Here is a 20208-nt window from a genome sequence, read left to right as displayed (position 1 = left end):
CGCCTCGATGAACGACGAATCACACGCAGACCTTGAAACGACCCCGGCAAATCCGCGCCGCCGCCAGTGGCTGCACGGCGCGGCCGCCGGACTGGCCGGGCTCGCGCTCGGCCCGCTCGCGGGCATGCCCGCACTGGCGCAGGGCAGCGAGAAGCGGCTGCGCGTCGGCTTCCAGAAATACGGCAACTTCGTCGTGCTCAAGGCGCGTGGCACGCTCGAGAAGCGGCTCGCGAGCCAGGGCGTGACGGTCCAGTGGCTCGAGTTTCCGGCCGGCCCGCAATTGCTCGAGGGGCTGAACGCGGGCGCGATCGACGTCGGCACGGTCGGCGAGACGCCGCCGATCTTCGCGCAGGCCGCGGGCGTCGATTTCGTCTATCTCGGCAACGAACCGCCCGCGCCGCACGGCGAGGCGATCGTCGTACTGCCCGATTCGCCGATCCGCACCGTCGCGCAGTTGCGCGGCAAGAAGGTCGCGTTCAACAAGGGTTCGAACGTCCACTATCTGCTCGTGAAGGCGCTGGAACATGCGGGCCTCACGTATGCCGACATCCAGCCGATCTATTTGACGCCCGCCGACGCGCGCGCCGCATTCGTGCAGCGCAGCGTCGACGCGTGGGTGATCTGGGATCCGTATCTGGCGGCCGCCGAACGGCAGCTCGGCGCACGCGTGATCGCGAACGGCGACGGGCTCGTGCGCAACACGCAGTACTACCTCGCCGCGCGCAAATATGCCGCCGCGCAGCCGCAGGTGCTGCGCACGCTGCTCGACGAAGTCGACGCGGTCGATCGCTGGGGACGCGACCACGTTCCGGAAGTCGCCGCGCAACTGTCGCCGCTCGTCGGCCTCGACGCGCCGACGCTCGAAGTCGCGCTCAAGCGCGCAGGCTACGGCGTGCAGCCCGTCACCGATGCGACGCTCGCGTATCAGCAGAGCATCGCCGACGCGTTCAGCGCGCTGAAGCTGATTCCCGGCAAGGTGACGGTCGCCAACGCACGCTGACGCGCCGTCGCTGCGCCGCGTTACGGCGAACGCGTCGCGCCGATGCGCCGCCACTCGTCGTAATCGGTGACGAGGCCCGCATCGTCGACCGCGATATCGGCCGCATACGTGCCGCTCTCGTAGCGGTAAACGTGCTCCGCCGTGCGCGCATAGCGCTGCTCGCCGCGCACGATCTCGAACGCCGGAAAACGCAGCCAGGCCGTGTGAATGACGGCCGACGCGCCGACCGCCAGCCCGAGACGCCGGATCGGCAGCGTATTGGTCGACGGACTGAAGCCGAGATCGATGTCGGTCGCGCCCGCGAGGGCCGGCGCGTCGACGCCGTCGATCGTCCAGCGCCCCGCGTCGCGTTCGATTGCGAGCCGCCGTGGCGGCGCTGCGCCGAGCCAGTACGTCACGTGCGCCGATCGCGTCAGCCAGTCGGCCCCGCACGCGATCGCATAGTCGACGCGAAACGGCGTGCCGTCGATCGCGCCCGCTACCGCGCCCGACAGGTCGATGGCCGCATGCGTCTCGACGAGCCGGCACCATTCGGCCGCCTGCCAGGTCTGCGTGTTCTGCCACGCGACGCACCGCGTGCGCGCCGCTTCGTCCCGTTGCGTCATGTCGTCTCCCGTCGGTTGCATGGGCCTTTGATCCAGACGGTCACGGCGACGCGCCACCGACGCCCGATGTTCGACACGATCCTGGCCGGCGGCGGCATCGGCGTCGTGCAGGCACCGGCCTGCGGCAATGCGCTCGCGTACGGCACGCGCGCCGCGATCACCACGCCTGCCGATAGATCGCCAGCGCGTCGGCCTCCGTGACTTCGCGCGGATTGTTCACGAGCAGGCGCGTCTGCAGCATCGCGTCCGACGCCATCCTCGGCAAGTCGCCCTCGCCGACGCCGACCTCGCGCAGCGCGCGCGGAATGCCCGTCGCGACGATCAGGCGATCGATCTCGTCGATCAACGCCTGCGTTCTCGCTTCGTCGCTACCCGTCGCCGACGGCGCGACGATCGCCGCGAGTTCGGCATACAGCGGCGCGGCAGCCGGCGCGTTGAAGCGCAGCACATGCGGCAGCACGAGCGCGTTCGACAACCCGTGCGGCACGTGGAAAATGCCGCCGACCGGATAGGCCAGCGCATGCACGGCCGCGACCGGCGCGTTCGCGAATGCCTGGCCGGCGAACATCGCGCCGACCAGCATCGCTTCGCGCGCGTGGCGATCGCCGCCGTCGTCGCATGCCTTCAGCAGGTTGCGCGACAGCAGCGTCAGCGCCTGCACGGCCAGCATGTCGGACACCGGATTCTTGAGCCGCGACGACGTATACGCCTCGATCGCATGCACCATCGCGTCGATGCCGGTCGCGGCCGTGGCCGCGCGCGGCAGCCCGAGTGTCAGCTCGGCGTCGAGGATCGCGACGTCCGCGAACAGGTGCGGCGACACGACGCCCATCTTGCGCGCCTCGCCGACCGTGACGATCGACACGGCCGTCACTTCGGAGCCGGTGCCGGCCGTCGTCGGCATCTGCACGAGCGGCAGCCGCGACGTCGCAACCTTGTCGACGCCGTACATGTCGGCCAGCGCCTGCCGCCCCGGCGCGAGCACCGCGATCAGCTTCGCGACGTCCATCGACGAACCGCCGCCGAGGCCGAGCACGATTTCCGCATCGGCCGCCACCGCCCGCGCGGTCGCTTCGAGCACGACGTGCTCGGGCGGATCGGCGATCACGTCGTCGATCACGGTCACCTGCCAGCCGTGCGCGGCGAGGCTCTCCAGCGCGGGCGCGAGCACGCCGCTGCGATGCAGGAACGCGTCGGTGACGACGCACAGCCGCGCGAGCGCCGGAAAGCGTTCGCGCAACAGCGCGCCGAGCCGGCGAGCGGCGCCGAATTCGACGATCTGCGTCGGAACGGTACGGAATTGAAACGGGTTCATCGGGTGCCTCCCGGTGGCGTCGCCGTGCCGGTATCCGGCTGCACCATGTAGCGCGTCACGTCGCGGCGATCGAGCAACGGAAAGATCGCACCGACACCGATCCGCTGGAAATGCGGCGTTTCCCGATGCACGTCGAGGCCGTCGGCCTCGCGATAGCGCTCGAGGATCACGATGTGGTCGGGATCGACCGGCGACCGGAAGTATTCATAGTCGAGGTTTTTCGGCTCGGTGCGCGTGGCCGGCGCGAGTTCGGCCAGCAGTTCGATCACGCGGTCGCCGTTGCCGGGTTTCGCGAAGAAATGCGCGATGACCTGCAGGTAAGGTTCGTTCATGCTGCGCTCCGTATTCGCCAGCGGCCCGTCATGCGGGCCGTCATTCCACCATGCGCGATTGCGCGCCGAAAGTGGCAGTCGGCGGCCCGACGCGGCGCCGACGCCCCGACGTCGCATTGTATTGAATCGGCGCCGCGTGCGCAGCGCATCGTCACGCGCCCCGCCGCGCCGGCCGCTACCACGGCACGGTGCGCCCCTGGTAATCGAGGTATTCGAGCCCCGCGCGCCGTTGCTTCCCGATCAACACGTTCACGAGGCTCGGCACGCTTTCGTCGATCGTCAATCGCGCATCGGGCCCGCCGAGTTCCGTGCGGACCCAGCCCGGCGCCATCAGCACCATCGCGCGCGGCGTGCCGGCCTGGCGCGCCGCGAAACTGCGCATGAACTGGTTCAGCGCGGCCTTGCTGCCGCGGTAGACCTCGCGCATGCCGCTCACGTTGTTCGCGACGCTTCCCTGCCCCGACGACATCGCGCCGATCAGGCCATCCGGGGTCACAAGATCCTGCAGCGCCTCGATCACGCGCATCGGCGCCAGCGCATTCGTGATCATCACGCGCACGAATTCGTCGGTCGTGACGTCGCCGATCGTTTCGTTCGGGTCGTTGGTCGTGCCGGCGTTCACGAACAGCATGTCGAAGCGCCGTCCCGACAAGCGCGCACGCAGCGCGGCCAGTTGTTCCGGCGCGCAGATGTCGAGCGTCTCGATCTCGAGCCGTCCGTCGAAGCGGTCGGCGAGCGCGTGCAGCTGCGTGCGCGCCGATGCCGCGCGCACGGTTCCGGTGACGTGCCAGCCCTTGTCCAGGAATTGTTCCGCCATCGCGAGCCCGAGGCCGCGCGAGGCCGCGACGAGCAGGATCGAAGGTGTCCTGGGGGGCGATACGGTCGATTGCATGGATTTCACCTTTGCCGGAGTTCGTCATCCGGCCACTATAGGCGCGCACCATCGCATGCACCAGACGCACCGAACTCAATCGATAGTTGCATCGAACGCCCTGTCACGCCGTGCGATGTCGTATGCTGCCCGGATGGAAGACATCGACCTGAACCTCGTCGCCGCGCTCGACGTGCTGCTGACCGAAGGGAGCGTGACCGGCGCCGCGCGCCGGCTCGGACTGAGCACTTCCGCGATGAGCCGCACGCTCACGCGGCTGCGCACCGCCACGGGCGATCCACTGCTCGTGCGTGCCGGACGCCGGCTCGTGCCGACGCCGCACGCATCGGCATTGCGCGATCGCGTGCATGCCATCGCGAGCGATGCGCGTGCCGTGCTTCGTCCGGCCTCGGCCGACGTCGACATGGCCACGCTGTCGTCCACGTTCACCATCCGGGCGGCCGCGTCGTTCATGGACATGCTCGCCGGCCCGGTGGTCGCCGCGATCGGCGACATCGCACCCGGCGTGCGCGTGCGTTTCGTCGCCAGGCTCGACCGCGATCCGGGGCCGCTGCGCGACGGCACGGTCGACCTGGAAATCGGCAAGCGCGGCGACGACGCGCCCGAGCTGCACACGCGCGAGCTCTTTCACGACGGACACGTCGCGGTGGCGCGCGCCGGGCATCCGCTGTTCGCGGCGGCCAGGATCACGCCTGCGCGCTACGCGGCCTGCCGTCACGTGATCGCATCGCAGCTCGGCGACTTCGGCGGGCCGGCGAACGATCCGGCAGACACGCTCGCGCCCGCTCACATCGTGCAGGTCGTGGTGCCCGGCTACCCCGATGCGATGCGCGTCGCGGCCGGCACCGACCTGATCGCGCTCGTGCCGCGCTCGAGCCTCGGCAACGCATTCACGCCGGGGCTCGTGGACGCGCTGGGGCTGCGCAGCTTCGCGATACCGGTCCGGCTGCCCGAGATCCTGATCTCCGCGCTCTGGCATCCGCGGATGCAGCGCGACCCCGTGCATCGCCGTCTGCGCGAGGCCGTCATCGACGTGTGCAAACGCGCGTATCCGACGGCCCGCGCGCCCCGCGCACCGAAGCGCGGCCATCGCAACGCGCCCGACGGCGCCGGCGGGCCCTTCGGCTAAAATGCCGCACTTTCCATCCTGTCCGGCCCGCTCGCCATGCAACCCGCCTCCCCCGCCCGATCCGCCTCCCACGGCGCCGACGACGCAGATTCGTCGCGCGACCTCGTCTATGGCCCCAATGACCGGCCCGCGCCGATGGTCGCCTTCGTCGCGGCACTCCAGCACCTGCTGGCGATCATCGTGCCGATCGTCACGCCCGGCCTGCTGATCTGCCAGGCGCTCGGCGTATCGAGCCGCGATACGACCCTCATCGTGTCGATGTCGCTGGTGATTTCCGGTATCGCGACCTTCGTGCAGTGCAAGCGCTTCGGTCCGCTCGGCGCCGGCCTCCTGATCGTGCAGGGCACCAGCTTCAACTTCGTCGGCCCGCTGATCGCCGGCGGCAGCGTGATGGTCAAGCAGGGCACGCCGGTCGAGACCGTGATGGCCGCGATCTTCGGCGTCGTGATCGCCGGTTCGTTCGTCGAGATGGGCGTGTCGCGCATCCTGCCGTTCGTGAAGCGCCTGATCACGCCGCTCGTCACCGGCATCGTCGTGCTGCTGATCGGCCTCACGCTGATCAAGGTCGGCCTCATCAGCATGGGCGGCGGCTACGGCGCGATGGCCAACGGCACGTTCGCGAGCGCCCAGAACCTGACGCTGTCGTGCCTCGTGCTCGGCACGATCATCCTGCTGAACCGCGTGCCGATCGTATGGGTGCGCAGCACCGCGCTCGTGATCGCGCTCGCGATCGGCTATGCCGCGGCCGCGGTGCTCGGCCGCCTCGACTTCACGGGCGTGCATCAGGCCGCGCTGTTCCAGGTCCCGACGCCGCTGCACTTCGGCATCGGTTTCTCGTGGTCGCTGTTCGTGCCGATGCTGATCATCTACCTCGTCACATCGCTCGAGGCGATCGGCGACGTCACCGCCACCAGCAAGATCTCGAAGGAGCCGGTCGAGGGGCCGGTGTGGATGCAGCGGATCAAGGGCGGCGTGCTCGTGAACGGCGCGAACTCGCTGCTGGCCGGCGTGTTCAACACGTTCCCGAGCTCCGTGTTCGCGCAGAACAACGGCGTGATCCAGATTACCGGCGTCGCCAGCCGCTACGTCGGCATCTGGATCGCGGGCATGCTCGTGGTGCTCGGCCTGTTCCCGGTCGTCGCGGGCGCGCTGCAGGCCGTGCCGGAGCCCGTGCTCGGCGGTGCGGCGATGGTGATGTTCGGCGCGGTGGCCGCATCGGGCATCAACATCCTGTCCGGCATCCAGCTCGATCGCCGCGCGCTGCTGATCATCGCGGTGTCGCTCGCGCTCGGCCTCGGCGTGTCGCAAGTGCCGGACATCCTGAACAGCCTGCCGCATGCGTTGAAGAACGTGCTGGAATCGGGCGTCGCGACGGGCGGCATCTGCGCGCTCGTGATGAACTGGTTCTTGCCGGAACAGAAGTAACGCTACGGACTCCATGACGACGCGGCCCGACCGACGGGCCGCGTCGCGCTCGGCGGCTCCGGCTTGGCCGGGCGCCCGAGTCTCGCTAGAATCGGGGCATGTCTCAAGCCCCCGTCTCCACGAATGCGCCGGAAGCCAGTGCGGTCCTCGTCAAGGAACGCGCGACCGTCGTCTGCTACCGCGAACAACAGGTCTTGCTCGTTGCGCGCGTTTCGTCGCGCTGGGCGCTGCCCGGCGGCACGATCAAGCGCAGCGAAACGCCGCTCGAGGCCGCACATCGGGAACTGCTGGAGGAAACCGGCATCGTCGGCCAGAGCCTCGTCTACTCGATGCAGTTCACCGGGCTCGCGAAGGTGCACCACGTGTTCTTCGCGGAAGTCGGCCCGGAGCACAACGCCCAGGCGAGCAACGAGATCGAGAAGTGCAAGTGGTTTCGCATCGACAACGTCGATGCGCTGCGCGCGAGCATCCCGACGAAGCGCATCGTCGAGCTCGTCTACCGGCACGAAATCCTCAAGTAAGTAGACACCCCACCCCCGCCGGCTCGCACGAGCCGATATCATGCGCCCACGGTCCGTCGTCGCGTTCCCTTCCGAGCGAGCTGCAGATGAACAGTGCGTACATCTACCGCGGATACACCATCGATGTCCGCTGCGAATTCCGGCTCGACGAACCGCGCGACCACGCGCCGCCACCCGCCACGCTTCGGTTCGGGTTCGTGGCGGTCGTGCAGGTCCGCGCGGCCGGCATCGCGCCCCGCCTGCTGGCGCCGGTCCGGCTCGGCGACGATGGCGGCCGCCTGTTCGACGACACCCTCGACGCGCTGCGCGCCGGCCGGGCGGCCGGCGAAATCATCGTCGACGACCTGCTGGTCGATTCCGGCTCCACCGACGGGCGCGCGCATTCCTGAGCCAGCAATTGGCCCGGAGCGTTCTGCGCGGGTCGACGGTGCCCCGACGCTCAGTTCAGGCGTTTTCGTCGTAGTTCGTGTGTCGAATAGACGACGAGGAAGATCCCCAGCATCGCGACGCCGGATGCCATGAAGTCGTTTGCGGTTCCCATGCTGTTCAGCGATTTCGGGAAAATGCCGAGACTCAGTCCCGCGGCAGCCAGGAGCACGCCTGCCGCCACACCCCATACCGGTCCGGTGGTCTTTTCGATTGTGTTTTTCATACAGCACCCGTCTTCAGTCGTTACCTGAACGGGGGCGGCGCATGTCGCTCGCGACCACCGTTCGAGCTTCGACTATAGCGGCGAAATAATCAGGGCGGATTCAGTGCTTTCACCGATCAAGTTTTCGCCGATCGCGAAATGGGCCGTGTTCCGGCGACACTCGTTCTCGCCGATCGGTTCGGAGCATGATTCATTCCCCGCGCGCCGCAATACGTGCCACGGGTCGCGAATACCGGTGGAGAAGCGCCTCCCCTTACGCTCCGACGCAGAATTTACGGTTCGTTTCAAAGCTGTCCACACTGTGGGCATTCCCCGACACTATGCTTCGTTGCATCCACAATAATTTCCTGGAGGGGGCAAAACAATGAACCATTCATTCTGGAAGGCCGCACTATGTGCGGCAGCGGTGCCGTTCGCGCTTGCAGCGTGCGGCGGCGGCGACGATGGCGGCAGCCCGCAAACCGGCACGCTGCATGTCGCGATGACCGATGCGCCTTCATGCGGCTTCGATCATGTCTTCATCACCGTCTCACAGGTTCGCGTCAATGCGAACGGGAATGCTTCCGACAACGACGCCGGCTGGTCGACGATCACGCTGGCCACACCGCAGAGGATCGACCTGCTGTCGCTGACCAACGGCGTGCTCGCCGATATCGGTCAGACGGCGCTGCCGGCAGGTCAGTATCAACAGGTCCGTCTGGTTCTCGCGCAGAACCAGGGCAACACCCTCGCGAACTCGGTCGTCCCGACGGGCGGCACGGAACAGGCGCTCGCGACGCCAAGCGCGACGCAAAGCGGCTACAAGATCATCCAGCCTTTCACGGTTCAACCGAACACGCTCGTCGACCTCGTGCTCGACTTCAACGCGTGCAAGTCGATCGTCCAACGGGGCAACGGCACGTATGCGCTGAAGCCGGTCGTCACCGCGATCCCGACCGTCGTGAGCGGTGCGATCTCCGGTTACGTCGCATCGGCCGAAGCCGGCGCGACCGTGTATGCGGAACAAGGCGGCAAGGTGGTCCGCGGCACGGTTGCCGACGGTACCGGGAAGTTCGTGCTGTCGCCGCTGATCCAGAGCTCGACGCAAGGCAACTACGATGTGGTGGTCGTGCAGAACAACTTCGCGTCTGGCATCGTGCGCTCGGTTCCGGTCGTCGTGAATACGACCACGGCGGTGTCGACGTCGAACGCGCCGATCGCGCTGCCGGCATCGACGATGAGCACGGTCAGCGGCACGGTGACGGCAAGCGCCGACGCGTTCGTGCGTGCATTGCAGACCATCGATGCAAAAGCGTACGAGATCACGTCGATCAACGCGAACATGGATACGGGAGCGTACGCGCTCAATGTACCCACGGCCGCGCCGATCGTCGGCACTTACTCGGGATCGCTGCCGGTCGCGCTGGCTGCATCGCCGGGCGCCGCGGCACAATATACGATCGAGGCGGACGCAGCGTCAGGCGCAACGCAATCGACGAACGTCAACGCAACGACCAGCCAGTCGAACGTCAATTTCAGTTTCTGACGCGTCGACAGCATCATCGAAAGGGCCGCACGGCCCTTTCATCAATAAACGGGAGAACGAAGTGAAGAAAGGGGTTATCGCATTGCTCGCGGCGGCGAGCGTGGTCGGCGCGCTCAGCGGGTGCGTCGCATACGTTCCGGGTCCGCCGGTGGTCGTCGCACCGCAAGGCGGGCCGGGGAACGGGTTCTGCCCGCCCGGACAGGCAAAGAAAGGCAATTGCTGATTGGACGAGGCCCGCGTACGCGGGCCTTTTTTCATGGCCGCTGCAAGACAGACATGGCGGTGGGAATGGCGGAAGGCAGCCGACTACAGTCACCGCTCGCACCGAACCGCCAGGTAAGCCCCCCTTAATTCGGCGGAAATCGTAGGTCGCGCGTGCGCCGAGACCTCTAGCTACGCGCTCTACGGCAGGAACTCCCTAGAACCCTGTCGCGTGCCGATCCTCCGCGATCACCCCTGATGCGCGCGTGACCTCACGCATACACGAGCGCAACACGACTGGACCGTGACGGCATCGCTGTCAATCAAACCCCAAAGAAGGCCAAACCCGCGATCACGATGCCAATCGCGGCCACGCCGATCGACAGACCTTGCATCCATGACCGTCGCGTGAGGATCGTGATCGCCGCCAGTGCGATCGAGATCTGGATGATGGTCGTCGCCTGCGACCATCGATGGTGTCGGTGCATCCGCTCCTCACTCGCCACGTTGTTCTTCTCGACTTCCTTTTCCAGCGCCTCGGCACGTACCCGGATCGGCTCCTTGTCGGCGCGGTATCTCGCGGCATCCGTCTCGAACCGCTTTCGCTGCTGCGACGTCTCCGGGCTCAACGCCGCACCGAGTTCGGCGAGGTTCTGCTTGTTGCCCTTCGCCTGATAGTAGGCCCACTGGTTCGCAGCCTCGGTTTTCCGGATCGCGGCGTCATTCTTGTAGAGCAACGCAAGGCTCTCGTCGGCACCGCTCTGATAGGCAGATATCGCGCCGAAGCAGGCAAGCACGGCCGTCAGCACCGCGATGCGCGACGTACCGTGATCGCCATCGTGAGCCGCGTGATGTTCCACCGCGTGGTCGTGAGGACCATGAACTTCGTATTCTTCAGACATCCTTGGCACCCGCGTGATACGCGTTCTGTCGGGATAATGCGGCGATTATCCGGCATGAGGGCGATTTCGGGCAACGCCCTGGGCACCGAACGCGTGTGCGTCACGCCGATATGGACCAGCCCGCAGAACAATACGTAGACGTAGGTCAGGAGATGTTGCAAGCGCGCATGGATCATGCGTCGCTCGGTCGAAGCCAAGAATCCATCGTTGCAGCCTCGTTCGACACTCGCGCGATTCACACGCCGGATAACTGCCCGGCTCGCGGAAGCCGTCAAGAAGATCGGCCAATCGTAGAGCGCCGACACGATACGGGCAGAAAAACCGCCCCAGTTACGAAACAAGGCGCTCCCGATGGAGCGCCCGGATCGCCAAAAACCCTTGTGGCGGAAGCCAGCCGACTACAACCATCGCTCGCGCAGACCCGCCAGGTAAGACTCCCACATCTGCAGATAGCCTTCTACTCATAACTCTGATACGGTTGCTGGCGCGCAGGCCAGTGCTAACCTGTACTCCCTCGTCGAGACGTGCGAGGCGAACGGCGTCGAGCCGTATCGCTATCTGGTCTGGCTGTTCACCAGGTTGCCGCTCGCTGCAACCGCCAACGACTACGCCGATCTCATGCCGTGGAGAATGCCTCCCGCCCTCAACCTCTGACGGGCGTCGTTAAAAGACCGCATACAGTCAACCGACGTTGAACATCTGTTGATCGCCGAACAATCGCTTCAATTGGTACTCTTCGATTGGCGACGAAATAACATAATGGCTCCGCGTACCAGGCTACCGATTACGCCGATCCCCACCATCAGCCATCCCGCTGGCAACAATGCGAATGGCTCATGCAAAACACCTTGCGCATCTACTTCCGATCCAATTGCAGCGAACGCTATCCAACATGCGAATCCAGCGAAAATGAAGCATGCACAGACCGTCCAATATCGACGGTGATCAGCCTCTCTTACAGCCACGACAATCGTCGCAACGAGGGCAAGCGCTGAAACAACAAGTAATACGAACTGAATCATAGGTCTACCGGTTAGGCCTCGATACGGCACATTCTACATACATGAGAGACGTGATTCACGGATCGCGTAGTGTGTTAAGCATATGGCAAGCACCTTATCCCAATTCTGAACCTTTCTTGATTCTCGTTCTTTCGCATTCATCTCGAACGGACTCTCCATCCTAGGGTTCGAGAAGCAAAGGAACAGCCAACCGGCTTAGGCCACTAGCGTCATCAGTGTCGGTCGGAACTATCCATGCGCGCATCGCTCTCAGAGAAGCAATGGCGGTTACCCAGAGCGGCCCGAAGACGAGGTGCGGCTGTTGCCATTCGGCCACGAGCACATCAACATGCTCGGGCGCTATTCGTTCGCGGTGCCGGATGCCGTCGCGCGCGGCGAACTGCGGCCGCGAAGAATCGTGACGTAGGTAGGGTTTTTCAATAACCAGGAAAGAAAAATGAAGATCTATGCAATCCATCATGTTGCGGCAGGGCTCGTATTCGCTGCTATGTGTACTCAGCCATCCATGGCTGCTGAGTCCGCTGAGGCCCTTTACAAGCAGTGCGAAGCGAAACAAACGACTGCTGAGCAACGCGAATGCTATCCGGTAGCGGCAAAGCAATCGGAAATCGAACTTGTCGCAGCCGAGAAAAAGGCGCGCGCTGAAATGGTTGATCTGGAAAACGAAAGCGAAGGCAGTCGGTCGTTGCATCCTGTTATGGCCTTCGACAAGGCCGAGCGCGCATACCGGGCATTTCGAACTGCCGAAAGCAATCGCGTGTTGGCCTCCTACGGTTCCGGAAATGGCGGCGGCCTTGCCTCACACCAAGCAACCATCGAGATGAATCTCGCGCGGATCAAGTTGTTGAATGGACAATGAACCGTTGCCCCCAGCGCTCGCGCATGCGAGTCCGAAGGGCGCGGATCGTGAACCGCCTCGACAAGAAACCTTGGCTGACGACTGCGAACGGGAGTCATCAGCGCTATGACCCTGCCTCGATTCCACGTACAGTAAGAAGTTTGATAATTTTGAGGCTAGCCCACAAAACTGTCCCATTTGGAAGTGGAAAATTCCGGCATGACGTTGTCATCGAGACCAGGAGGTCATGCCGTGAAGAAGAGCAAGTTCGACACCGTTGGATAGACGCACATGCAACGCGAGCGTCATCGATGCTGAGGGTGGTGTGGGCGATGTCAACGACGGCGCCGAAACGACCGGCACGAACGCAGATGGTGGCGCCGTGACGAAGATGCGCTTGAGCGAACCTGGGAGATCGATAGCCACACCATCGATCACCTCAACGGCGGAGGGCAATTCGCGCCCGTCAGCGCCGTTATCTTGCGACGCAGGCACGAGGCCTTTCTCGCGCTCCAGCAGATACTTCGAAATCCACTTGCGCAGCAGGTTGGCGTTGATCGCGTCCTTCTGCTCCAGGCGAGCCACCGACACGCCCGGGCGTAACGCCGCCTCGACCAATGCTCGTTTGCCCTTCTCGTCGTAGCGGCGACGGCCGTCGCTGTTTTGACGAACTACTCTCGACTCAGAGTCTTTGTCAGCATAGGTGTCCACCTCCAATAGGTGGACACCTATGCTCCTCGCTCAGAGCGCCGTTGGGTAGACGCCGATGATGGATCGCTTACGTTCGAAGAAGGCTCGAGCCGTTTCGCGTGAACGCCCGGGGCCGACCCAGAGCACTTGCCGACCAATCGAATCGACTACCACTGTGGCGTAGCGATGGTCCTTATGCAGCGCGAACTCGTCCATTGCCAGATAGCTGATCGTCGACCAGTCCGGCTCGGCCACACGTGCTCGCAAGCGCATCTTGTCGATCGATTTGACCGTGTGCCAACCTAGATCGTAGAAAGCCGCCATCGCTTGCACGCTGGCCGCTTGCAGCAACTTCTCGCAGGCCTTCGCGAATCGCTCCGTCACTCGCTGGTAGCGGCCCAGCCACGCCAACCTCTCCAACCGCGGACCGCCGCAGCGTTCGCACCAGGCTCGGCGACGCGGAACGTGCAGCACCACCCGGTATTCGAACAGCGGCAGATCGCGCACTCGGCGAACCGTCGTCTTGTGGATTTGCCGGCAGCGTGCCCCGCATTGCTCGCAGTACATGACCTTGCTGACCGGCTTCAGATACAGCGACAGCGTGCGCTCTTCTCCTTGCGGCCATTCCACCCGCTCCAGCCGATAGCCGGTCCAGCAGCCCAGTGCCTGAAGTGCCTTTCGATCGAGCAATTGCTTCCTCCGACATCCTTAGAATCAGGTGTCAGATTATGCAATCGCTCGAAAACCCTCCACGGTTTCCTGCGATGAACCTTTCTTTGAATCGAAAAATGTGGTCGATGGCTCAGGATGCCGGTCGCGAAAATCGGCGATGGCAACCTGCCCGTGAGTTCGGAGTTCGCCAATCCCGCTGCTGGATCTTGCGCTCGAACCCGTTCCGGATGAAATTTCACCGAAGTGCACGGAAGTCACGAGGATGATGCACCCCTGCATGCGTTCACGGACAGTGGCTCATGCAACGACACGCAGGATCACGTATTCGCCCCCTCGTGAAGTAGTCGATCGGCATCGGCTCCGATGCCGGCAGCGTATCGCCCTTCAACAACACGCTGCCCGCCCTGCGGTCAGTCCTTCAGTTTGGCTGCGAGCATCGCGACACGTGACGGGTCCGCCTTGACAGCCAGCGCAATGCGCCGGCCATAGTCCGGGTCGGCTTTCTGGAAGTACGAAAGCATCGTGTACTTGACCTGGTCGTCCTTCACTTGTCCAAGATCACCGGCCAGGTTGCTGATCAGATTCGTCTTCTGCTGCGACGACAGCGCTCGATAAAAGGACCCGGCCTGGACGAAATTCTGCGTTCTGGCGATGCCCTTTTGCTGGGTGGTGCCCGCAACCGGCAACTCGCTGGAGCGATACTGCGGATCTGCCGACACGGAGGCGTGATCGCTCGGCTCGTAGTTCACACTTCCCTTTCGCGAACCACTGTTCATCGCGCCATCCTGGTTGTTGTTGACGACATCGACTCGCGGACGATTGATCGGCAGTTGCAAACCATTGGTGCCGACGCGATGCAGCTGCGTATCCGCGTAAGCGAACAATCGACCTTGCAGCAATCGGTCCTCCGAGGGCTCGATACCCGGAATCAGATGGGATGGAGCCAGCGCGACCTGTTCGGTTTCCTCGAAGACATTGGCCGGGTTGCGGTTCAACGTCATCGATCCGATCCTTACCTCGGGCACGTCAGGCCAGATCTTGGTCGCATCGAGCGGATCGAAATCGAACTGCGCGAGCTGCTCCGGCGTCAGCACCTGAATGTAAAGATCCCACTTCGGATAATTGCCTGCCTTGATCGCCTCCTGCAGGTCGCGCGTCATGTGATTGAAGTCCTTCCCCTGAACCTGCTCGGCCTCCTTCGCCGTCAGGTTGCGCTCGCCTTGAAGGCTCTTCCAGTGAAATTTGACGTAGTGGATTTCACCTCTGTCGTTGACGAACTTGTAAGCGTGCACGCTATTGCCATCCATCTCGCGGTATGACGCGGGCGTACCGCCATCCGTATAAACGCGCGTGAGCATGTGCGTCGCTTCAGGCTGATGCGAGAAGAAGTCGAAGAAGCGGTTCGGATCCTGAATGTTGGTGTCGGGCGCCGGCTTCAGGGAATGCACCATGTCCGGGAACTTGATCGCATCGCGGATGAAGAATACCGGCACGTTGTTGCCGACCAGATCCCAGTTGCCCTGGGTCGTAAAGAAGCGTGTCGCGAAGCCACGCGGATCGCGTAACGTTTCCGGCGACGTACCGCCATGGATCACGCTCGAAAAGCGTACGAACACCGGCGTCTCGCGGCCCGGTGCAAACACCTTTGCCCGGGTGAGCGCCGAAATATCGCGCGTGGCGACGAACGTACCGTAGGCGCCGGTGCCCCGCGCGTGTACGACACGCTCCGGAATGCGCTCGCGATCGAAGCGCTGGAGTTTCTCGATCAGCGTTACATCCTGCAACAGCACCGGGCCGGCCGGACCGGCCGTTTGCGAGTTCTGGTTGTCGCCTACCGGCGCGCCATTGTCGCGCGTGAGCGTCGTCGCGTGTGCCGCCACGGACACAACGACAGCCAGTGAAACCGCCGTATGTCTAAAAATCCTGTTCATCCTGATCATGTGCTTCTCCTTTTCACTTTAAATGAGGATGTCATTTAATTATGAACACCTAACTTTATAAATTTTATTTTCCCTATAGGATCGATATAGAAATTCAACGACCCTCTTTCATTGCGAACGCCGTCGTGCCTGATTCGGCCATGAGAGGTTGCCGTGTCCGGTTGGAAGCGCGGATCGACGGACCTGATAGCACCGCCTTACTGCGATTCGGCGTGACATTTGTTCATTTTTTCTCACGAACTCGATCGTAGAATGGCCGCGACGCATTCGCAAAGCATGCTGTCGTACAGCATAGGTCGCGTTCCTTGCATGCCAACTCGCCCAAACTGACGCTCCGGTCCGGACTTGGAGAAATCATGGTTGACGAAACGAGCCGGAAAATTTGTGATTTCATCAGAGTCGCGTCAGGCCGCGACATCGGTGTAACACTGCTCCAGATTGCGCAAGGCACCGCGCTGAATCTCGACGAAGTCTGCAACCGGATCCACCACCTCGTCATCGGCGGCTATCTTCGCCGCCTGTACGTTCGTCCGGCTGCGTATCAATGGGCCGGTAGGCCGCTGCCCTCGCGGCCTGCCTCACCGACATGCGTCGATCGGTCCGATGACGCGTGAATCGAGACACTCACACGCGGGTGTGACGACAGGTCGGCAGTCACGCAAGCCATCCGGATGACGGCGCGATCGCGCATCGCCAACAAGATGCCCGAAAACAGGAAACGGAGCGTACTGCAATGAATCAATCCACCGCCAAATCGGCACGCTACCGATTCCTTTCTCGTCATCTTCCCCAGGTGGCCCTACTGACCGCGACCGCATCGATTCTGGCGGCCTGCGGCCGAAGATCCGACCCGGCGCAAGCCATGCCACCGTCGTCCACCGTACCGGTTACATTGACCATCGGAACGCCGATCGCCGGCGCGGCGACGCTGTCGAGCGCCGTTGCAGGCCTGAGTTTCGAAAAAGGCCTGCTATCCAAGGGGGTGTTCTCCGGCAGTAATACCGCGTTGATCGCGCTGTTCAAGGAACTCGGCCCGAGCGTGCTTCGCATCGGCGGAAACAGTGCCGACAAGACCATCTGGGATGAAGGCGGCGATATCAACAGCCACGGGCTGACAGCCGGCTATACGGCCCCGTCCGACGTCGGCCGTCTTGCGGATTTCCCGCGCGCCACGGGCTGGAAGGTGATCTACGGTATCAATTTCACCGCCGAAACACCGGCGCAGATGAGCCGCGAAGCCGCATATGTCTCGAGCAAGTTCGGCGAAAGTCTGGCCGGATTCGAACTGGGCAACGAACCTGACTTGTATTCGAGAAACGGGCATCGTTCGTCAAGCTATACATTCGGCGATTTCCTGTCCGAATCGAACGCCGATGCGAATGCAATCCAGAGCGCCGTGATCACGCCGGCGTTTACCGGACCCGCGCCGACCTGCAACTACAAGGGATACACACTCCCTTTCGCCGCAGCCGCAGGCAACCGGGCTCACATTTTCTCCCAGCGCACTACAGGAATTCCAGCTGCCCGGACAGCACGACCGGTTATGCGCCGAGCATTGGCTACATGTTGTCGGCAAACCCCGGCTTGCCCGGCGAATTGCAGTCGCTGGCAGCCGCGGCATCATCGAACGGAATCGCAGGCGACGTGAGGATCGCCGAGTCCAACACCTTCTACAGGTGCCAAGGCAGCGCCATGAGCGGCGCGTCGGGCGTCAGCAATGCGTTCGCCAGTGCGTTCTGGGCGATGGATTTCCTGTTCCAGAATGTCAGAACGGGATCTCGGGGGTCAACTATCACTCCGGCGCTACTGCCTATTATTCAACGATACAAACCACATCGAGCTCTGTCAGTTCCGTCCAACCGGAATACTACGGAATCTTGCTTTTTTCGCAGGCAGCCGGCACGCCGGCGGAGACGCTGATCGGCATGCAACTGAGCGTGAATGTGCAACCTCAGCCGCAGATCAGGACTTATGACGTTCTCGCCCTGGATGGTTCGCATCGCATTCTCAACGAGTCGGATCGCGATGCCGATGTCACCTTTCTCCGGATTGCATCTCGATATGCAATCCAAATTAAACGAACGCATCGCATGCCACCCCGCAAATCAGGAAAGAATATCGAAATCTCGATAAATACGGGAACATCTACTGTCCGGTAGTCGATAGCATGGCGGAAGCACCGATTGATCGCGACCGCAGCTCTCATCGTGTGAGTGTCGCGAGCAATCTTCGATGGCATCGGCGTTTCCCGAATACGGGAACCACGGTTACATCGATCGGGAGACACCGTGTAGGCAGAGGTCATGTCACATCCGACCTCATCGAGGCGAGCGCGTCCAGAACAGAAGCGGGTACGTTGCGTCAGGCCGGTGGCAGTGACCCGGCCGCGCGATCGAATCTGCATTCCGCCGACGCCTGCCCCGACACGCGATATCCAAAAAGCTTTCCCCATCAGGAGACACATGCATGAGTGACACGACGCGGCCCGGCTTGCACCGGGGACTCAATCAGCGGCAAATGCGCCTGCTCGCGCTCGGCGCGGCCATCGGTGTGGGGCTGTTTCTTGGCTCCGCGAACGCAATCAGGATGGCCGGCCCAGGCATCATCGTCGCGTATGTGATCGGCGGCGCGGTGATTTTCCTGATCATGCGTGCCCTGGGCGAAATGGCTGTCGATCAACCGGTCGCGGGTTCGTTCAGCCGTTATGCGCACAACTACCTCGGGCCACTCGCGGGTTACCTGACAGGCTGGAACTACTGGTTCCTCTGGATCGTCACGTGCATCGCCGAAATTACCGCCGTCGGCATCTACATGGGCATCTGGTTTCCCGACGTACCACGCTGGATCTGGGCACTGACCGCACTGGCGGCGATGGGTTCGGTCAATCTGCTTACGGTCAAGGCGTACGGCGAGTTCGAATTCTGGTTCGCGCTGATCAAGGTCGTCACGATCATTGTAATGATCGTGGCCGGTATCGCAATCATCGTTTTCGGTCTCGGTAATCATGGGGTGCCGGTCGGCATCAGCAATCTGTGGACTCATGGGGGGTTTTTCCCGAACGGCGCACATGGCGTACTGATGTCGATGCAGATGGTGATGTTCGCGTACCTCGGTGTCGAGATGATCGGACTGACGGCTGGCGAAGCTCAGAATCCGCAGAAAACGATTCCGGCCGCAATCAACTCCGTGTTCTGGCGCATCCTGCTGTTCTACGGCGGCGCGCTGTTCGTCATTCTCTCGATTTATCCGTGGAACGAGATCGGAACCCAGGGCAGCCCGTTCGTCATGACGTTCGAGCGTCTCGGCATCAAGACCGCCGCCGGCATCATCAATTTCGTCGTGCTGACAGCAGCGCTGTCGTCCTGTAACGGCGGCATATTCAGTACCGGGCGAATGCTCTATAACCTGGCGCAACAGGGGCATGCACCGCGAGCATTCGGCCGCTCGAGTGCAGGTGGCGTACCCGTTCGCGCGATCGTCGTATCGATGGGCGCGCTGCTCGTGGGCGTACTACTCAACTATCTGGTGCCCGAGAAAGTGTTCGTCTGGGTTACGTCGGTCTCGACGTTCTGCGCAATCTGGACATGGGCCGTCATCCTGGTTACACAGCTGAAGTTTCGCGCCGGTCTGTCTCCGAACGAGCAGACACGTCTTCGGTTCCGGATGCCGTTCTGGCCGTATGGTTCATGGCTCGCCCTCGTATTCCTCGCGTTCGTCACGGTGCTGATGGTCGTGTTTCCGGACACGCGGGTCGCGTTGTATGTCGGGCCCGCATGGCTGATGCTGCTCGTCGTCTTGTATCGGGTATTCAGGGTGGGGGAAAGCGCCGACTCGATGACGCCGGTAGCGGGAGCCTCCGCGAAGTCCATGAACTGACCGAACACGCTGGTGCGCGCCATGACAGCGGTGCGCATCGGCTCCGGCATCGATCCGCTGCGCAAGCATGGATCGAAGGGCGCGGCGCGCGTATTCCGGGTTACGCGGCAAACGCCCCCATTGCAAGTCAGTCGCCACCGTTCGGATGCCATTGCCTCAGGATGGCAGCAAGCACGACGATCTCTCCATCCGCCAGGAAATTGTCTGCCGTCACGATAGCGGAACATATCCGCAGCACCTTTCGACGCAGCCATGGATCGTCGATCTCGTCGACGATCGCGGCCCGCGTTGCCGCATCGATGCCACCGATCGACGCCGGATACGACGCGACACTCCGGTCCTCAAAGAAAGTTCGGACGATCCCGTGAAATTCCGCCGGGGTCAGCCCGAGATCTTCCGCAGCGGCAAGCCGTTCGAGCATCCGGTCTTCGGCGCTGCAACTGTGTCCATCGGCCCCAAGCACCAGAGCGACGATCCGTGCCGCGGCTTGAGGACTGTTTCGTGGGTAACTACGCATCGTTTGCGCATCCGTCAGAAAGTGGGGAAACGAGGCGATCGTTGTCGGGCCAGCCGAAACAACGACGCCTTCGGGAATTGCGACGAGACGTGACAGGAAGACGCGGCACCGGTATAGCTTCCAGGTGCGGCCTTTACGGATGTTTTACGCCGCT

The 20208-nt window shown here is 63.1% G+C and carries 21 protein-coding genes and 2 pseudogenes; 12 read left to right on the top strand and 11 right to left on the bottom strand.

Annotated elements, in window-relative coordinates:
• Positions 1–7 precede the first annotated feature (7 nt).
• Complete coding sequence (locus WS46_RS06300; RefSeq protein WP_059689786.1) at positions 8–1000, top strand: sulfonate ABC transporter substrate-binding protein; 993 nt, start codon at positions 8–10, stop codon at positions 998–1000.
• Positions 1001–1020: 20 nt separating this feature from the next.
• Here WS46_RS06300 and WS46_RS06295 read toward each other — a convergent pair whose 3' ends face one another.
• The 4 genes from WS46_RS06295 to WS46_RS06280 all read right to left on the bottom strand — a co-directional run bounded on the left by WS46_RS06295 (position 1021) and on the right by WS46_RS06280 (position 4144).
• Positions 1021–1605, bottom strand: coding sequence for a putative glycolipid-binding domain-containing protein (locus WS46_RS06295; RefSeq protein WP_059689784.1), 585 nt, complete (start codon positions 1603–1605; stop codon positions 1021–1023).
• Positions 1606–1762: 157 nt separating this feature from the next.
• Positions 1763–2920: an iron-containing alcohol dehydrogenase gene (locus WS46_RS06290; RefSeq protein WP_059689782.1), complete on the bottom strand. Its 1158-nt coding sequence runs from the start codon at positions 2918–2920 to the stop codon at positions 1763–1765.
• Complete coding sequence (locus tag WS46_RS06285; RefSeq protein ID WP_059690194.1) at positions 2917–3252, bottom strand: putative quinol monooxygenase; 336 nt, start codon at positions 3250–3252, stop codon at positions 2917–2919. Before WS46_RS06285 ends, WS46_RS06290 begins: the two co-directional genes overlap by 4 nt.
• 175 nt (positions 3253–3427) lie before the next feature.
• Complete coding sequence (locus WS46_RS06280; RefSeq protein WP_059689779.1) at positions 3428–4144, bottom strand: SDR family oxidoreductase; 717 nt, start codon at positions 4142–4144, stop codon at positions 3428–3430.
• Between the two features lie 133 nt (positions 4145–4277).
• Here WS46_RS06280 and WS46_RS06275 point away from each other — a divergent pair, with 133 nt between their 5' ends.
• The 4 genes from WS46_RS06275 (at position 4278) to WS46_RS06260 (ending at position 7608) form a co-directional block, all read left to right on the top strand.
• A complete protein-coding gene (locus tag WS46_RS06275; protein ID WP_059690193.1) occupies positions 4278–5273 on the top strand; it encodes a LysR family transcriptional regulator in 996 nt (331 codons plus the stop codon).
• Between the two features lie 36 nt (positions 5274–5309).
• A complete protein-coding gene (locus tag WS46_RS06270; protein ID WP_059689777.1) occupies positions 5310–6698 on the top strand; it encodes a nucleobase:cation symporter-2 family protein in 1389 nt (462 codons plus the stop codon).
• A 98-nt stretch (positions 6699–6796) separates the two neighbouring features.
• Positions 6797–7219, top strand: a complete 423-nt coding sequence (locus WS46_RS06265) for an NUDIX hydrolase (RefSeq protein ID WP_059689774.1) — start codon at positions 6797–6799, stop codon at positions 7217–7219.
• 86 nt (positions 7220–7305) lie between these two features.
• Positions 7306–7608, top strand: a complete 303-nt coding sequence (locus WS46_RS06260; RefSeq protein ID WP_059689772.1) for a hypothetical protein — start codon at positions 7306–7308, stop codon at positions 7606–7608.
• A 50-nt stretch (positions 7609–7658) separates the two neighbouring features.
• On the opposite strand, the gene WS46_RS06255 is transcribed toward WS46_RS06260, so the two are convergent.
• Complete coding sequence (locus tag WS46_RS06255; RefSeq protein WP_059524815.1) at positions 7659–7871, bottom strand: hypothetical protein; 213 nt, start codon at positions 7869–7871, stop codon at positions 7659–7661.
• 364 nt (positions 7872–8235) lie between these two features.
• Here WS46_RS06255 and WS46_RS06250 point away from each other — a divergent pair, with 364 nt between their 5' ends.
• A complete protein-coding gene (locus WS46_RS06250) occupies positions 8236–9396 on the top strand; it encodes a DUF4382 domain-containing protein (RefSeq protein WP_059689769.1) in 1161 nt (386 codons plus the stop codon).
• 524 nt (positions 9397–9920) lie between these two features.
• On the opposite strand, the gene WS46_RS06245 is transcribed toward WS46_RS06250, so the two are convergent.
• Complete coding sequence (locus WS46_RS06245) at positions 9921–10499, bottom strand: DUF4337 domain-containing protein (protein WP_059524805.1); 579 nt, start codon at positions 10497–10499, stop codon at positions 9921–9923.
• Between the two features lie 468 nt (positions 10500–10967).
• Here WS46_RS06245 and WS46_RS33515 point away from each other — a divergent pair.
• Positions 10968–11153, top strand: a pseudogene (locus tag WS46_RS33515) (transposase domain-containing protein); the annotation flags it as partial.
• Between the two features lie 68 nt (positions 11154–11221).
• Here the strand turns inward: WS46_RS33515 and WS46_RS36850 are convergent.
• On the bottom strand, positions 11222–11521 hold the full coding sequence (locus tag WS46_RS36850; RefSeq protein WP_082725263.1) for a DUF3955 domain-containing protein: 300 nt from the start codon (positions 11519–11521) through the stop codon (positions 11222–11224).
• Between the two features lie 436 nt (positions 11522–11957).
• On the opposite strand from WS46_RS36850, the gene WS46_RS06240 reads away from it, so the two are divergent.
• Positions 11958–12380 carry a lysozyme inhibitor LprI family protein gene (locus tag WS46_RS06240; RefSeq protein WP_059689766.1) on the top strand — a complete coding sequence of 141 codons (423 nt, stop codon included), beginning with the start codon at positions 11958–11960 and terminating at the stop codon, positions 12378–12380.
• A gap of 207 nt (positions 12381–12587) precedes the next feature.
• Here the strand turns inward: WS46_RS06240 and WS46_RS06235 are convergent, their stop codons facing one another.
• The 3 genes and pseudogenes from WS46_RS06235 to WS46_RS06225 form a co-directional block, all read right to left on the bottom strand.
• Positions 12588–13070 (bottom strand): transposase, encoded by a 483-nt coding sequence (locus WS46_RS06235; protein ID WP_059690192.1) that lies wholly within the window; start codon positions 13068–13070, stop codon positions 12588–12590.
• 69 nt (positions 13071–13139) lie between these two features.
• Positions 13140–13739 (bottom strand): annotated as a pseudogene (locus tag WS46_RS06230) (helix-turn-helix domain-containing protein); the annotation flags it as partial.
• A 392-nt stretch (positions 13740–14131) separates the two neighbouring features.
• Positions 14132–15652, bottom strand: coding sequence for a catalase (locus tag WS46_RS06225; RefSeq protein ID WP_373558356.1), 1521 nt, complete (start codon positions 15650–15652; stop codon positions 14132–14134).
• Between the two features lie 365 nt (positions 15653–16017).
• Between WS46_RS06225 and WS46_RS35085 the strand changes: the two genes are divergently transcribed.
• From WS46_RS35085 to WS46_RS06215, 4 genes are all read left to right on the top strand, one after another.
• Positions 16018–16275 (top strand): hypothetical protein, encoded by a 258-nt coding sequence (locus WS46_RS35085; RefSeq protein WP_156443083.1) that lies wholly within the window; start codon positions 16018–16020, stop codon positions 16273–16275.
• A gap of 119 nt (positions 16276–16394) precedes the next feature.
• Positions 16395–17309: a hypothetical protein gene (locus WS46_RS35080; RefSeq protein WP_156443082.1), complete on the top strand. Its 915-nt coding sequence runs from the start codon at positions 16395–16397 to the stop codon at positions 17307–17309.
• A gap of 229 nt (positions 17310–17538) precedes the next feature.
• Positions 17539–17820, top strand: a complete 282-nt coding sequence (locus WS46_RS35075; RefSeq protein ID WP_156443081.1) for a hypothetical protein — start codon at positions 17539–17541, stop codon at positions 17818–17820.
• A gap of 307 nt (positions 17821–18127) precedes the next feature.
• Positions 18128–19537 (top strand): amino acid permease, encoded by a 1410-nt coding sequence (locus tag WS46_RS06215; RefSeq protein ID WP_059689759.1) that lies wholly within the window; start codon positions 18128–18130, stop codon positions 19535–19537.
• Positions 19538–19664: 127 nt separating this feature from the next.
• Here the strand turns inward: WS46_RS06215 and WS46_RS06210 are convergent, their stop codons facing one another.
• Positions 19665–20054, bottom strand: a complete 390-nt coding sequence (locus tag WS46_RS06210; RefSeq protein WP_059689757.1) for a hypothetical protein — start codon at positions 20052–20054, stop codon at positions 19665–19667.
• Between the last annotated feature and the right edge of the window lie 154 nt (positions 20055–20208).

Source organism: Burkholderia sp. RF4-BP95, from assembly GCF_001521985.1.
GTDB classification, from domain to species: domain Bacteria; phylum Pseudomonadota; class Gammaproteobacteria; order Burkholderiales; family Burkholderiaceae; genus Burkholderia; species Burkholderia diffusa.
This window is presented reverse-complemented; position numbering and strand designations above follow the sequence as displayed.

Bases quoted from the DNA above. Each gene is read 5' to 3' on its own strand.
- WS46_RS06300 (WP_059689786.1), top strand. From the start codon at position 8: ATGAACGACGAATCACACGCAGACCTTGAAACGACCCCGGCAAATCCG.
- WS46_RS06295 (WP_059689784.1), bottom strand. From the start codon at position 1,605: ATGACGCAACGGGACGAAGCGGCGCGCACGCGGTGCGTCGCGTGGCAG.
- WS46_RS06290 (WP_059689782.1), bottom strand. From the start codon at position 2,920: ATGAACCCGTTTCAATTCCGTACCGTTCCGACGCAGATCGTCGAATTC.
- WS46_RS06285 (WP_059690194.1), bottom strand. From the start codon at position 3,252: ATGAACGAACCTTACCTGCAGGTCATCGCGCATTTCTTCGCGAAACCC.
- WS46_RS06280 (WP_059689779.1), bottom strand. From the start codon at position 4,144: ATGCAATCGACCGTATCGCCCCCCAGGACACCTTCGATCCTGCTCGTC.
- WS46_RS06275 (WP_059690193.1), top strand. From the start codon at position 4,278: ATGGAAGACATCGACCTGAACCTCGTCGCCGCGCTCGACGTGCTGCTG.
- WS46_RS06270 (WP_059689777.1), top strand. From the start codon at position 5,310: ATGCAACCCGCCTCCCCCGCCCGATCCGCCTCCCACGGCGCCGACGAC.
- WS46_RS06265 (WP_059689774.1), top strand. From the start codon at position 6,797: ATGTCTCAAGCCCCCGTCTCCACGAATGCGCCGGAAGCCAGTGCGGTC.
- WS46_RS06260 (WP_059689772.1), top strand. From the start codon at position 7,306: ATGAACAGTGCGTACATCTACCGCGGATACACCATCGATGTCCGCTGC.
- WS46_RS06255 (WP_059524815.1), bottom strand. From the start codon at position 7,871: ATGAAAAACACAATCGAAAAGACCACCGGACCGGTATGGGGTGTGGCG.
- WS46_RS06250 (WP_059689769.1), top strand. From the start codon at position 8,236: ATGAACCATTCATTCTGGAAGGCCGCACTATGTGCGGCAGCGGTGCCG.
- WS46_RS06245 (WP_059524805.1), bottom strand. From the start codon at position 10,499: ATGTCTGAAGAATACGAAGTTCATGGTCCTCACGACCACGCGGTGGAA.
- WS46_RS36850 (WP_082725263.1), bottom strand. From the start codon at position 11,521: ATGATTCAGTTCGTATTACTTGTTGTTTCAGCGCTTGCCCTCGTTGCG.
- WS46_RS06240 (WP_059689766.1), top strand. From the start codon at position 11,958: ATGAAGATCTATGCAATCCATCATGTTGCGGCAGGGCTCGTATTCGCT.
- WS46_RS06225 (WP_373558356.1), bottom strand. From the start codon at position 15,652: ATGAACAGGATTTTTAGACATACGGCGGTTTCACTGGCTGTCGTTGTG.
- WS46_RS35085 (WP_156443083.1), top strand. From the start codon at position 16,018: ATGGTTGACGAAACGAGCCGGAAAATTTGTGATTTCATCAGAGTCGCG.
- WS46_RS35080 (WP_156443082.1), top strand. From the start codon at position 16,395: ATGAATCAATCCACCGCCAAATCGGCACGCTACCGATTCCTTTCTCGT.
- WS46_RS06215 (WP_059689759.1), top strand. From the start codon at position 18,128: ATGAGTGACACGACGCGGCCCGGCTTGCACCGGGGACTCAATCAGCGG.
- WS46_RS06210 (WP_059689757.1), bottom strand. From the start codon at position 20,054: ATGCGTAGTTACCCACGAAACAGTCCTCAAGCCGCGGCACGGATCGTC.